The sequence below is a fragment of the Leclercia sp. GLN_9 genome, assembly GCF_043105735.1.
GTDB lineage: Bacteria > Pseudomonadota > Gammaproteobacteria > Enterobacterales > Enterobacteriaceae > Enterobacter > Enterobacter adecarboxylatus.
Genome location: NZ_JBICLV010000015.1, coordinates 156,707 through 169,038 on the forward strand (window position 1 = coordinate 156,707; position 12,332 = coordinate 169,038).

Genomic DNA, 12,332 nt, shown 5'->3' on the forward strand with positions numbered 1-12,332 from the left:
ATCGCTTTTTTTAGCCTGCGCTTATACAGTCTGAGGAAGTTTACTCAACTTTACAGCGCCTATGTTCAAGCTCACCGTTTGTTTATTGACCTGTAACTCAGCACGGCTACTGCGCGAAGTCCTGCCTCCGTTGATAGTGGTTGCCGATGAAATCATCGTCCTCGACTCGGGCAGCCACGACGCCACCTTAGCGATTTGCCAGGAATATGGCATCACTCCTCATCATCAGCCCTATACCATGCATGGCGTGCAGATGAACCACGCCATCGATCTGGCAAGCAATGACTGGGTGCTCTGCATGGACAGCGATGAGATCCTCGATGCTGAAACCGTTGATTTTATCCTGCGTCTGAAAGCGGGTGACGAACCAGCTCCGGATCAGGCATGGCGGATCGCCCGCTACTGGCATGTGTTGGGGGAAGAGATTCGGACGATTTATCCTGTCTCCTCGCCCGATTTCCCGGTACGGCTCTTTAACCGTACCCAGGCGCGGTTTAACCAGCGTCCGGTGGATGACAAAGTGGAAGGAGCGATCCAGTCGGTTAAAATCCCGGGTCGGGTGCGTCATGACACCTTTTATTCACTGCACGAGGTCTTCAACAAGCTGAACAGCTACACCAGCCGTCTGGTGAAGTACCAGCCTGTACGCCCGTCACTTTCGCGCGGCGTGATTAGCGCCATCGGCGCATTCTTCAAGTGGTATCTGTTCAGCGGCGCGTGGCGCCAGGGGCGAGTGGGAGTGGTAACCGGCCTCTATGCCACCTCTTACAGCTTTCTGAAATACTTCAAAGCCTGGTATCAGCACCACGATCAAAAAGAGTCTGCGGGCAAAAAACACGCAGACTCTCACGTTATTGAGTAAAGGACCCGCCTCACGGCGGGTATCAGCTCTTCTTACCCCAACCCTGCCACTGCAACTGGACGTATTTCACTAGCGTACTCTGGCTGATGCTCTCCCCAAGCACCGAGAAGTAGCGGCTCATATAGACCGGCTCTGGCGGCTGCTTAGGCGCACAAAGCGTTACGCCCCGGAAAGGATTACGTGGTTTTGTGCCAGGCGCAGTACCCGCTGGTGGCGAGCTGACCGGGCGGGACGTATCCACCTGCGGTTCATTGAGCAGGCTGCTCGCCGGCACCAGGGTGATATCCGCAGGCAGCGTGGGCAGCATCTGCTGTAGCACGCGAACGGTGGACGGATGTGGGTGACCAATGGCGATGGCCGAGCCTGAACGGCGGGCCACCTGAACGGCGCGGTTGAACTGGACGCGGATATCGGCCTCGTTTTGCGTGTCATCGAGGAAGACTTTGCGCTTAATCACCTTCACGCCAGTGCCCTGCGCGGCGCGCATCGCCTGGCTGTTGCCGATGGTCATGCTGTCGAGGAAGTAGAGGTTGTAGCGCGCCAGGGACTGCATCACCTTCTGCATACCAAACAGGCTGGAGGTCATGGCGCTGCCCATATGGTTATTCAGCCCTACAGCGTAAGGGACTTTGGCGTAAGCCTCGCGGATGATGCGCTCGATCTCGTCGCTGTTCATCTCCGGGCGGAGGGTGTCTTTTTCCAGCGGCTGTTTACTGAGCGGTGCCATCGGCAGGTGGATCAGCACTTCATGCCCGCTGTTGTGGGCTTTGGTGGCCATCTCATGGGCGTGCGGCGCGTTCGGCAGTACGGCGACGGAGATTGCGGATGGCATTGCCAGCACCTGGTTTTCTGTGTGTGGACGATAACCGAAGTCATCAATGACGATAGCGAGTTTACCTGCGTAAACCGGCATCGCCAGCGCCAGTGCGCTGACGAAGGGGAGAACCATACGACGAAATTGAAGCAAAACTTATCTTCCCAACCACGGCTGTGGATTGACCGCCTGACCCTGGCGACGAATTTCGAAATAGAGTGACGGGCGGCCCTGACCGCCACTGCTGCCCACAAGGGCGATAGCCTGACCGGCGCGTACCTGGGTGCCCACGCTGACTAAAGCGCTCTGGTTATAGCCGTAAAGACTCATGTCGCCTTTACCATGCTCAACCACCACCACCAGACCGTAGCCCTGCAGCCAGTCAGCGAGGATCACCCGGCCATCGGCAATAGCTTTGACTTCGCTACCTTCCGATGCACCGATAACAATCCCTTTCCAACGTAGCTCACCCTGCAGTTGTTCGCCATAGCGATGCAGAATTGAGCCGCGTACCGGCCAGTAAGCCTGACCGCGCGGCGAACCAAGACCGCCGGTGCGCGACATCAGCGAGCGTTCGTTTTCTGTTGGCTTGTAGGTGGTGCCTTTGCGGGAAGCTTCCTGCTGCTTGTCGCGAACGGCCTGCGCTTCACGGGCCTCTTTCTCGGCGCGAGCTTTGGCGGCCGCCGCCGCACGGGCGATGCTGTTACGCAGTTTCGATTCGTTGGCGCGCATTTCCCCCAGCTGCGCCTGTCCCTCCTGAATGGAGGATTCCAGCCCCGCGAGGGTCTTCTTACGCTCGTTGCGCGCCTGCTCCAGCTTAGCCTGCTGCGCCTGCTGATCGTAAAGCAAGGTCTGCTGCTGGCTCTGCTTCTCTTCCAGCTCCGCTTTTTGCGTGGTGACCTCTTCCCGCGTCTGCTTCAGTTGGGCGATGGTCTCCTGGCGGGACTGGTTAAGGTAGCCGAAATAGGCCTGCAGACGTTGACCGCGCTGGCTCTCTTCGCCGCTGAGGATCAGCTGGATGCCGGTGTGTTCACCCTGGCGAAAGGCGGCATCCAGTTGTGCGGCAAGGTTGCGCTCCTGAGCTGCGCGCTGGCGCTCAAGTTTGGCGATAGACGCATTCATTTCGTCTATTTGCTTATTCAACTGGGCGAGGGTGTTCTGGGTTTCGCGCAGCTGACGTGCCGCTGCGGAGATCGCCTCTTCCTGCTTTTTGAGTTGCGCGAGCAGGGAGGAGCGTTGTTGCTGTTGCTGACGTACCGCCCGCTCTTTAGCGGCGATATCGGCCTGAATGGTTTTAAGCTGGTCGCGCTCGTCCGCCTGGGCGGATGCCGCGCACAACAATACGCCAGCGCTGAGCACGCTGGCGTAAAGTAAAGGCCTGACTGATAACCGTAACGGCTTCACGACCCATGTGATTGAAACAATCGCCTTTCCCCTCATGGGGAAGGATTATTCCACGATGAACAGCGGCTTGCCAGTCATCTCTTGCGGGATTTCCATGCCCATCAGGGTCAGCATGGTTGGGGCGATGTCCGAAAGCTTACCGCCATCAACGGATTTCACCGCTTTATCACCAACATAAATCAGTGGTACCGGCAGGTTGGTATGCGCAGTGTGCGCCTGGCCGGTAGCGGGATCGCGCATCTGTTCGGCGTTGCCGTGGTCTGCGGTGATCAGCATCTGGCCGCCTGCAGCGATTACGGCGTCGGTCACCTGCTCAATGCATGCATCCAGCGCTTCAATCGCTTTGATCGCGGCTTCCATCACCCCGGTATGGCCAACCATGTCGCCGTTCGGGTAGTTACAGATGATGGTGTCGTATTTGCCGCTTTCGATGGCTGCAATCAGCTTCTCGGTCAGCTCGGCAGAACTCATCTCTGGCTGCAGGTCGTAGGTGGCGACTTTCGGGGAGTTGATCAGAATGCGGTCTTCGCCTTTGAACGACTCTTCCACACCCCCGTTAAAGAAGAAGGTCACGTGGGCGTATTTTTCGGTTTCAGAGATGCGCAGCTGAGTCTTGTCATGCTTCGCCATCCACTCGCCGAAGGTATTCGCCAGAGAAGATGGCGGATAGGCGCATGGCGCTTTGATGTCGGCGGCATATTCGGTCAGCATCACGAAATCGCCCAGCTTAACCTCTTTTTTACGGGCGAAGCCGTCGAAGTCAGCGTTGACGAAGGCGCGGGTGATTTCGCGAGCGCGGTCGGCACGGAAGTTCATGAAGATCAGCGCGTCGCCATCTTCCATTGCGGCATCGGCCTGGCCTTCGGCGCGGATCACCGTTGCTTTGACGAATTCGTCGTTTTCATCGCGGGCGTAAGCGGCTTCCAGCGCAGCAACCGCGGTGTTGGCCTGGAACTCGCCTTTGGCTTCTACCAGCAGATTGTAGGCCTGCTCTACGCGATCCCAACGGTTGTCGCGGTCCATGGCGTAGTAGCGGCCAATGATAGAGGCCACGCGGCCTTTACCGAGGGTGGCAAACTTGTCTTCAAAGGCTTTCAGGGAGGATTCAGCGCTGCGCGGCGGGGTGTCACGACCATCAAGGAAGGCGTGCAGGTAGATTTTGTCCGCCCCTTTTTCTGCGGCCAGCTCGACCATCGCCATAATGTGGTCTTCGTGACTGTGGACACCACCGGCAGAGAGCAGACCCATAATGTGTACCGCTTTGCCTGCGGCGGCGGCTTTCTCAACCGCGCTGGTCAGCACCGGGTTTGCAAAGAAGGTGCGTTCTTTAATTTCAACATCCAGACGGGTCAGATCCTGGTAGACAATGCGTCCGGCACCCAGGTTGACGTGTCCAACTTCGGAGTTACCCATCTGGCGATCGGGCAGACCCACTTCCAGGCCGGACGCATCAATCAATGTATGAGGACGTTGTGCCCACAGTGCATCCATAACCGGGGTTTTAGCGTTGAAAATGGCGTTATCCTGCTGATCTTCGCGATAGCCATAGCCATCCAGAATCACCAGTACCATAGGTTTTTTAGAAACCGACATTGCGACAACCTCTTTGCTCAAAAGACAAAAAATTTGCGTAATTTTACTACAGCTGAATCGATCAAATAGCCGCAGAAGATCAAAGAAATCACCGGGGGAAGCGTAAGGAGAGGGCAATTTTGGTCTTTTTTTTCGTGGCAGCACGCAGAAAATGGATTAGCTTATTGTCGCTGGCTGTATTTGCCACAACGCACAGGTATACTCCTGTCCTGGTTTTTTATTCACTCAGTCGGGAGTCGTTACCCCCCATGCAAGAAATTATGCAATTTGTCAGCCGCCACCCCATACTTTGTATCGCGTGGATTGGTCTACTGGCAGCCGTACTTTTCACCACGTTCAAAGGCCTCACCTCAAAAGTGAAGGTGATTACCCGCGGCGAAGCCACTCGTCTTATCAATAAAGAAGATGCTGTGGTTGTCGATCTGCGTCAGCGTGATGATTTCCGCAAAGGCCATATTGCAAGCGCAATTAACCTGCTGCCAGCCGACATCAAAGCCAATAACCTTGGCGAACTGGAAAAGCATAAAGACAAACCCATTATTGTCGTTGATGGTACCGGGATGCAGGCAAACGAGCCAGCAAATACCCTCGTCAAAGCAGGCTTTGCAAACGTCACTGTCCTGAAAGACGGCATCTCTGGCTGGAGCGGTGAAAACCTGCCTCTGGTTCGTGGTAAGTAAACAGGAGTCTGAACATGGCCAATATCGAGATCTATACCAAAGCGACCTGCCCGTTCTGCCATCGCGCGAAAGCGCTGCTGGACAGCAAAGGCGTTGCCTTCCAGGAACTGCCTATTGATGGCGACGCTGCGAAACGCGAAGAGATGATTAAACGTAGTGGCCGGACGACAGTTCCGCAGATTTTTATCGATGCGCAGCACATTGGCGGCTGTGATGACTTGTATGCGCTTGACGCGCGTGGTGGACTTGATCCCCTGCTGCGCTAAGGCGTTTTAGGACAATTAAAAAGGGTATTTCCATGTCAGAACAAAACAACACCGAGATGACTTTCCAGATCCAGCGCATTTACACCAAAGACGTCTCCTACGAAGCACCAAATGCGCCACATGTTTTCCAGAAAGACTGGCAGCCAGAGGTTAAACTTGATCTGGATACTGCTTCCACCCAACTGGCGGAAGATGTGTATGAAGTCGTACTGCGTGTTACCGTAACCGCTTCTCTGGGCGAAGAGACTGCATTCCTGTGCGAAGTACAGCAGGGCGGCATCTTCTCCATCGGCGGCATCGAAGGTAATCAGATGGCGCATTGCCTGGGTGCATACTGCCCGAACATCCTGTTCCCGTATGCCCGCGAATGCATCACCAGCCTGGTTTCCCGTGGTACGTTCCCGCAACTGAACCTTGCGCCGGTGAACTTCGATGCGCTGTTCATGAACTATCTGCAGCAGCAAGCTGGCGAAGGTACTGAACAACATCAGGATGCCTGATGAGTACTGTCAATGCGTCAATGACTGTGATCGGTGCCGGCTCTTACGGCACCGCTCTTGCTATTACCCTGGCAAGAAATGGTCACGAAGTGGTTCTCTGGGGCCACAATCCTGAACATATCGCGACGTTAGAAGCCGATCGCTGCAACGTTGCGTTCCTCCCCGATGTGCCTTTCCCTGACTCACTGCATCTTGAAAGCGACCTGGCGACAGCGCTGGCTGCGAGCCGCAATATTCTGATCGTTGTACCGAGCCACGTCTTTGGCCAGGTGCTGCGACAGATTAAACCGCTGATGCGTGATGATGCCCGCGTGGTCTGGGCGACCAAAGGGCTGGAAGCCGAGACCGGCCGACTGCTGCAGGATGTCGCCCGCGAAGCGCTGGGTGATGCTATCCCACTGGCGGTGATCTCCGGCCCGACCTTTGCGAAAGAGCTGGCGGCAGGGCTGCCGACGGCGATCTCGCTGGCCTCAACCGATGAGACGTTTGCTGAGGATCTGCAGCAGCTCCTGCACTGCGGTAAAAGCTTCCGCGTCTACAGCAACCCCGATTTTATCGGCGTTCAGCTGGGTGGTGCAGTGAAGAACGTTATCGCGATCGGCGCGGGCATGTCCGACGGTATCGGCTTCGGCGCGAACGCGCGTACGGCGCTGATCACCCGTGGTCTGACCGAAATGTCCCGTCTGGGCGCAGCGCTGGGTGCCGATCCCGCCACCTTTATGGGAATGGCAGGGTTAGGCGATCTGGTGCTGACCTGTACCGACAACCAGTCTCGTAACCGTCGCTTTGGCATGATGCTCGGACAGGGCATGGATGTCATCGGCGCGCAGGAGAAGATCGGTCAGGTGGTGGAAGGCTATCGCAATACCAAAGAAGTCCGCGAGTTGGCACACCGCTTTGGTGTCGAAATGCCAATAACCGAGGAAATTTATCAGGTATTGTATTGCGGAAAAAATGCGCGCGAGGCAGCATTGACCTTATTAGGTCGTGCACGCAAGGACGAGCGTAGCAGCAGTTAACCGCAGGAAAGCATTATCACCTGAATGACCCGGCTGGCGAAGAACTGGCCGGTCATTATCATTACGTCTGGAGCAAGCAATGCCGTGTGAAGAACTGGATATCGTCTGGAACAATATTAAAGCCGAAGCCCGTGCTTTGGCCGACTGTGAGCCGATGCTCGCCAGTTTTTACCATGCAACGCTACTCAAGCACGAAAACCTCGGCAGCGCGCTGAGCTATATGCTTGCCAACAAACTGGCATCACCGATCATGCCCGCTATCGCCATCCGCGAAGTGGTGGAAGAGGCCTATGCGGCCGACCCGGAGATGATCGCCTCAGCTGCCTGTGATATCCAGGCAGTACGCAATCGCGACCCGGCGGTGGATAAATACTCCACGCCGCTGCTCTATCTGAAAGGTTTTCACGCTCTGCAGTCCTACCGTATCGGCCACTGGCTGTGGAACGAAGGCCGTCGCGCGCTGGCGATTTTCCTGCAAAATCAGGTCTCGGTGAGCTTCCAGGTGGATATCCACCCGGCAGCGAAGATTGGCCGCGGGATCATGCTCGACCATGCCACCGGCATTGTGGTGGGTGAAACGGCGGTTATTGAAAATGACGTCTCGATCCTGCAATCCGTGACGCTGGGCGGGACCGGCAAAACCAGCGGCGATCGCCACCCGAAAATCCGTGAAGGGGTGATGATTGGCGCGGGGGCGAAGATCCTCGGCAATATCGAAGTCGGACGCGGCGCGAAAATTGGCGCCGGTTCAGTGGTGCTGCAACCTGTACCACCGCATACCACCGCCGCAGGCGTTCCGGCGCGTATCGTCGGCAGGCCGGACAGCGATAAACCAGCGATGGATATGGATCAGTTCTTCAACGGTCACCATACCTTTGAGTATGGCGACGGGATCTGAATAAATGCCCGGGGGCGCTACGCTTACCGGGCCTACCTGAGTATTGCTCCGGCGTACCCCAACTGGCGCCAGGCTTCATAGACCACTACCGACACCGCATTTGACAGGTTCATGCTGCGGCTGTCCGGCATCATCGGAATACGGATTTTTTGTTCAGCAGGCAGGGCATCAAGAATGGTGGCCGGCAGGCCGCGCGTTTCCGGGCCAAACAGCAGATAGTCCCCCTCCTGATAGCTCACCGCGCTGTGCGCAGGCGTACCTTTGGTGGTGAGGGCAAAGATCCGTTCCGGGTTTTCCGTTTGCATGAATGCGGCCAGATCCTGATGGCGAACCACGGCGGTGAATTCGTGATAATCCAGACCGGCACGGCGCAGGCGCTTGTCGTCCCACGTAAAGCCCATTGGCTCGATGATATGCAGACGGAATCCGGTATTGGCGCACAGGCGAATGATGTTGCCGGTATTAGGTGGAATTTCTGGTTCGAATAGAACGATATTAAGCATGCTGCCCCCTTGAATAGCGGGGGCAGAATAGCAGAATTTTTCACTCACCCTAACCCTCTGCCAAAGAGAAAGTACCCTCTCCCTTGAGAGAGGGGCTGGGATGAGGAGATCAGACCGTACCTACGCCGCGTTCCCCTGCGCCAGCGGTGCCAGCCCGGCAGGGATCTGACTCAACTCCTGCACCAGCATCTCTTTGCTGATGTCACGGATAGACTTCGCCCCGGTCAGCGTCATGGCCACTCTCATCTCCTTCTCGATCAGGTTAAGCAGATTCGCCACACCTGCCTGGCCGTGCGTCGCCAGCGCGTAGAGATAGGCTCGTCCCAGCAGGACGGTGTCGGCGCCGAGGGCAATCATGCGCACCACGTCCAGACCGTTGCGGATCCCGGAGTCCGCCAGAATCGCGATATCGCCTTTAACCGCATCGGCAATGGCGGGCAGGGCGCGGGCAGACGAGAGCACGCCGTCCAGCTGGCGGCCGCCGTGGTTCGACACCACGATACCGTCGGCACCAAAGCGCACCGCATCGCGGGCATCTTCTGGATCGAGGATCCCTTTGATCACCATCGGGCCATCCCAGAACTCCCGGATCCACTCCAGGTCTTTCCACGAGATGGATGGATCAAAGTTATTCGCCAGCCAGCCAATGTAATCTTCCAGCCCTGTCGGTTTGCTCAGATAGGTGGAGATATTGCCCAGATCGTGCGGACGCCCGTTCACACCCACATCCCACGCCCACTGCGGATGGGTCACTGCCTGCCAGTAACGACGCAACGCTGCGTTCGCACCGCTCATCCCGGAGTGCGCATCGCGATAGCGCGCGCCGGGGGTGGGCATATCAACGGTAAACACCAGGGTGGAACAGCCCGCCGCTTTCGCCCGCTCCAGGGCATTACGCATAAAGCCGCGATCGCGCAGAACGTAGAGCTGGAACCACATTGGACGCTTAATGGTCGGGGCCACCTCTTCAATCGGGCAGACCGAGACGGTGGAGAGGGTAAAAGGAATGCCTTTGGCGTCGGCGGCCGCTGCGGCCTGCACTTCACCCCGGCGGGCGTACATGCCGCACAGGCCGACGGGGGCAAGGGCTACCGGCATAGAGAGCGTTTCGTTGAACAGCGTCGTCTCAAGGCTCAGGTCAGACATATTCTTCAGGACGCGCTGGCGCAGGGCCACCTGCGACAGGTCTTCCACGTTGCGGCGCAGGGTATATTCAGAGTAGGCCCCGCCATCAATATAGTGGAACAGGAACGGGGGCAGGATGCGCTGCGCGGCGGCGCGATAGTCACTGGCTGCAGAAATGATCATGCTTTGTTCTCCCTGGAAATATCGTTGTCGCCAGGCAGACGGGTAATACGCGCCTGTCGGGCCTGATCTTCATCGAATCGTTTAATGGTGGTATGCACGAAGCCCAGATGCGCCATCATCGCCTGACGGGCAGCTTCGGCATCGCCAGCAAGAATGGCGTCGAGAACAGCCTGATGCTGCTCAGTCAGCCGGGCAAATACCGGCGGCACCTGGTACATCCGCTGGCGGCTCTGCTTAACAGAGGTTTGCAGCAGATCGAAAAACCCGCGCATGGTCTGGAGCAGCACCACGTTGTGCGAGGCTTCAGCAATTGCCAGATGAAAACGCACATCGGCCTGCGAGGCGATATCGGGATCGCTGCTGTGGGTCGCCTCGAAGCAGGCTTTTAACTTCTCTTTATCCGCCGGGGTGGCGCGCATGGCGGCATGCCAGGCGGTGCTGGTCTCAATGGCGTGACGCGCTTCGAGAATATCGAAGCTGTAGTCAGGGTCGTTTTCCATCAGCGTTTTCAACGGCTGGACAATCGCCTGTTCTGACCACTCCTCATGCTGCCAGCGCACAAAGGTCCCGCCGCCGCGACGGCTCAGCAGTACCCCTTCACTGACCAGCGTCGCCAGGGCTTCGCGCAGCGAGTTGCGCGACACACCAAGCTGGGCGGCAAGCTGGCGCTCGGCGGGCAACTTCATGCCCGCCTCCAGCTGTTGTTCTTCAATCAGCGCCCGCACGCGAGAAGCAATCTCGTCGGACAGGCGTCTGGGCATCACTATCATGGGATCATCCAGGTTAAGACGTAAGCCTGCAACGTGGTGATCACCCCCACCATGCAGGTAAATATCAGGCTGTGTTTAACGGTAAAGCGGAACAGATCCGACTCTTTGCCCACCAGGCCTACCGCCGCACAGGCAATGGCGATGGACTGCGGCGAGATCATCTTGCCGGTCACGCCACCGGTGGTGTTAGCGGCGACCAGCAGCACGTCCGAGACGCCAATCTGCTGCGCGGCTGTCGCCTGCAGGGCCGCAAACAGGGCGTTAGACGAGGTATCTGACCCGGTCAGGAACACCCCCAGCCAGCCGAGGAATGGCGAGAAGAAGGTGAACGCGGAGCCGGTATGCGCCAGGGCCAGGGCCAGCGTTGACGACAGGCCAGAGTAGTTGGAGATAAACGCAAAGGCCAGCACCATACCGATGGAGTAAATCGGCAGCGCCAGCTCTTTCAGCGTACTGGCAAACGTCTGCACCGCGGCGGCAGGCTTCATGCGCAGCCATACAATGGAAAGGATAGCGGCAAACAGGATGGCCGTACCGGTTGCGGAGAACCAGTCGAATTTAAACACTGCTGCATACGGCGTGGCGTCATGCACCACGGGTGGCATACGGGCGACCATTTTATCGAGGAACGGCACCGAAATATTGACCACCATGTCGTACAGCGCACCGTTCGGGGCAAACAGGGCTTTAAAGGGCGGTACGCTCCACAGGGTTACTGTGGCGGTCAGGAACAGGAACGGTGACCAGGCACGTATAATCTGTCCTGGGGTGTAGCGGGTGCGGGCCAGCGTCATATCGACCTGCGAGGCACCCATATCGGCAAAGCGGAAGATCCGCACCGGCTGCCACCGTTTGAGGAACAGCGTCAGGCAGACCAAAGAGACCAGCGAAGAGATAATGTCCGGCAGTTCCGGGCCGAGGAAGTTGGAACTCAGATACTGGGCGATAGCGAAAGAGCCACCCGCCACCATCACCGCAGGCCAGGTTTCCTTCACGCCGCGCCAGCCGTCCATAATCGCCATGATCCAGAACAGCACGATAATGGTCAGGAACGGCAGCTGACGGCCCACCATCTGGCCAATCTCAAAGCTGTCCAGGCCGGTCACCTGTCCGGCAACCAGAATCGGAATGCCCATCGCGCCAAAGGCCACCGGCGCGGTGTTGACGATCAAACACAGACCGGCGGCATACAGGGGGTTAAAGCCCAGCCCGACCAGCAGCGCGGCGGTAATTGCCACCGGGGCACCAAATCCGGCTGCCCCTTCCAGGAAGGCCCCGAAAGAGAAGCCGACGATGAGCATCTGCAGACGCTGGTCAGGGGTAATCGACAGTATCGACGAGCGAATGATGTCGAACTGCCCGGTTTTCACCGAGATTTTATAGACGAAGACTGCGGCGATGATGATCCACGCAATTGGCCACAGGCCGTAGAAGAAGCCATAGATGACAGACGCCAGCGCGCGATCCACCGGCATTTTGTAGAAGAACAGCGCCACCATCAGGGCGATGGCAACGGTGTACGTCGCGGCAAGGTATCCCTTCAGCTTGAGCTTAATCAGCGCAAAGAAGAAGAACAGGATAGGTAGCGAGGCGATCAGGCTTGATAGCCAGATATTTCCTGCCGGATCGTAGTTTTGTTGCCAGAGGCTCATTGCAGGTCTCCCGAGGACCACACCTATTGCGATGCGGTGAGTCTGTGCTCATCTCGGCGTCAC

General features: G+C 57.5%; 13 protein-coding genes. 6 read left to right on the top strand and 7 right to left on the bottom strand.

What is annotated here, in order from left to right; all coding sequences use genetic code 11:
- Positions 1-61 precede the first annotated feature (61 nt).
- Positions 62-862, top strand: a complete 801-nt coding sequence (locus tag ACF8PE_RS09635) for a glycosyltransferase family 2 protein (RefSeq protein WP_032615733.1) — start codon at positions 62-64, stop codon at positions 860-862.
- Between the two features lie 22 nt (positions 863-884).
- Here ACF8PE_RS09635 and ACF8PE_RS09640 read toward each other — a convergent pair whose 3' ends face one another.
- From ACF8PE_RS09640 to gpmM, 3 genes are read right to left on the bottom strand one after another with little or no spacing between them, the layout of a single operon-like run.
- Positions 885-1,829, bottom strand: coding sequence for a divergent polysaccharide deacetylase family protein (locus ACF8PE_RS09640; protein WP_059309001.1), 945 nt, complete (start codon positions 1,827-1,829; stop codon positions 885-887).
- A 3-nt stretch (positions 1,830-1,832) separates the two neighbouring features.
- Complete coding sequence (envC, locus tag ACF8PE_RS09645) at positions 1,833-3,092, bottom strand: murein hydrolase activator EnvC (protein WP_230431552.1); 1,260 nt, start codon at positions 3,090-3,092, stop codon at positions 1,833-1,835.
- Positions 3,093-3,125: 33 nt separating this feature from the next.
- Entirely contained in the window at positions 3,126-4,673 is a 1,548-nt protein-coding gene (gene gpmM / locus ACF8PE_RS09650) for a 2,3-bisphosphoglycerate-independent phosphoglycerate mutase (protein WP_392494803.1), read from the bottom strand.
- Positions 4,674-4,921: 248 nt separating this feature from the next.
- On the opposite strand from gpmM, the gene ACF8PE_RS09655 reads away from it, so the two are divergent.
- The 5 genes from ACF8PE_RS09655 to cysE all read left to right on the top strand — a co-directional run bounded on the left by ACF8PE_RS09655 (position 4,922) and on the right by cysE (position 8,036).
- Positions 4,922-5,353, top strand: coding sequence for a rhodanese-like domain-containing protein (locus tag ACF8PE_RS09655; RefSeq protein ID WP_032615742.1), 432 nt, complete (start codon positions 4,922-4,924; stop codon positions 5,351-5,353).
- A 14-nt stretch (positions 5,354-5,367) separates the two neighbouring features.
- Positions 5,368-5,619, top strand: a complete 252-nt coding sequence (gene grxC, locus ACF8PE_RS09660) for a glutaredoxin 3 (RefSeq protein WP_032615744.1) — start codon at positions 5,368-5,370, stop codon at positions 5,617-5,619.
- Between the two features lie 32 nt (positions 5,620-5,651).
- Entirely contained in the window at positions 5,652-6,119 is a 468-nt protein-coding gene (secB, locus tag ACF8PE_RS09665; RefSeq protein ID WP_032615746.1) for a protein-export chaperone SecB, read from the top strand.
- The gene (gene gpsA / locus ACF8PE_RS09670) at positions 6,119-7,138 is read left to right on the top strand and encodes an NAD(P)H-dependent glycerol-3-phosphate dehydrogenase (protein WP_032615748.1); all 1,020 of its coding nucleotides are present in this window, start codon (positions 6,119-6,121) and stop codon (positions 7,136-7,138) included. The genes secB and gpsA overlap by 1 nt, the downstream gene beginning before the upstream one ends.
- Before the next feature lie 79 nt (positions 7,139-7,217).
- Positions 7,218-8,036, top strand: a complete 819-nt coding sequence (gene cysE, locus ACF8PE_RS09675) for a serine O-acetyltransferase (protein WP_032615750.1) — start codon at positions 7,218-7,220, stop codon at positions 8,034-8,036.
- A 32-nt stretch (positions 8,037-8,068) separates the two neighbouring features.
- On the opposite strand, the gene trmL is transcribed toward cysE, so the two are convergent.
- The 4 genes from trmL to lldP all read right to left on the bottom strand — a co-directional run bounded on the left by trmL (position 8,069) and on the right by lldP (position 12,269).
- The gene (gene trmL, locus ACF8PE_RS09680; protein ID WP_103793359.1) at positions 8,069-8,539 is read right to left on the bottom strand and encodes a tRNA (uridine(34)/cytosine(34)/5-carboxymethylaminomethyluridine(34)-2'-O)-methyltransferase TrmL; all 471 of its coding nucleotides are present in this window, start codon (positions 8,537-8,539) and stop codon (positions 8,069-8,071) included.
- A 120-nt stretch (positions 8,540-8,659) separates the two neighbouring features.
- The gene (lldD, locus tag ACF8PE_RS09685; RefSeq protein WP_392494804.1) at positions 8,660-9,847 is read right to left on the bottom strand and encodes an FMN-dependent L-lactate dehydrogenase LldD; all 1,188 of its coding nucleotides are present in this window, start codon (positions 9,845-9,847) and stop codon (positions 8,660-8,662) included.
- Positions 9,844-10,617 carry a transcriptional regulator LldR gene (gene lldR, locus ACF8PE_RS09690; protein WP_032615755.1) on the bottom strand — a complete coding sequence of 258 codons (774 nt, stop codon included), beginning with the start codon at positions 10,615-10,617 and terminating at the stop codon, positions 9,844-9,846. Before lldR ends, lldD begins: the two co-directional genes overlap by 4 nt.
- Positions 10,614-12,269 carry an L-lactate permease gene (lldP, locus tag ACF8PE_RS09695; protein WP_032615757.1) on the bottom strand — a complete coding sequence of 552 codons (1,656 nt, stop codon included), beginning with the start codon at positions 12,267-12,269 and terminating at the stop codon, positions 10,614-10,616. Before lldP ends, lldR begins: the two co-directional genes overlap by 4 nt.
- Between the last annotated feature and the right edge of the window lie 63 nt (positions 12,270-12,332).

What these genes read in the sequence shown, in the direction of transcription:
- ACF8PE_RS09635 (WP_032615733.1), top strand. Translation starts at nt 62, where the DNA reads ATGTTCAAGCTCACCGTTTGTTTATTGACCTGTAACTCAGCACGGCTA.
- gpmM (WP_392494803.1), bottom strand. Translation starts at nt 4,673, where the DNA reads ATGTCGGTTTCTAAAAAACCTATGGTACTGGTGATTCTGGATGGCTAT.
- ACF8PE_RS09655 (WP_032615742.1), top strand. Translation starts at nt 4,922, where the DNA reads ATGCAAGAAATTATGCAATTTGTCAGCCGCCACCCCATACTTTGTATC.
- grxC (WP_032615744.1), top strand. Translation starts at nt 5,368, where the DNA reads ATGGCCAATATCGAGATCTATACCAAAGCGACCTGCCCGTTCTGCCAT.
- secB (WP_032615746.1), top strand. Translation starts at nt 5,652, where the DNA reads ATGTCAGAACAAAACAACACCGAGATGACTTTCCAGATCCAGCGCATT.
- gpsA (WP_032615748.1), top strand. Translation starts at nt 6,119, where the DNA reads ATGAGTACTGTCAATGCGTCAATGACTGTGATCGGTGCCGGCTCTTAC.
- cysE (WP_032615750.1), top strand. Translation starts at nt 7,218, where the DNA reads ATGCCGTGTGAAGAACTGGATATCGTCTGGAACAATATTAAAGCCGAA.
- trmL (WP_103793359.1), bottom strand. Translation starts at nt 8,539, where the DNA reads ATGCTTAATATCGTTCTATTCGAACCAGAAATTCCACCTAATACCGGC.
- lldD (WP_392494804.1), bottom strand. Translation starts at nt 9,847, where the DNA reads ATGATCATTTCTGCAGCCAGTGACTATCGCGCCGCCGCGCAGCGCATC.
- lldR (WP_032615755.1), bottom strand. Translation starts at nt 10,617, where the DNA reads ATGATAGTGATGCCCAGACGCCTGTCCGACGAGATTGCTTCTCGCGTG.
- lldP (WP_032615757.1), bottom strand. Translation starts at nt 12,269, where the DNA reads ATGAGCCTCTGGCAACAAAACTACGATCCGGCAGGAAATATCTGGCTA.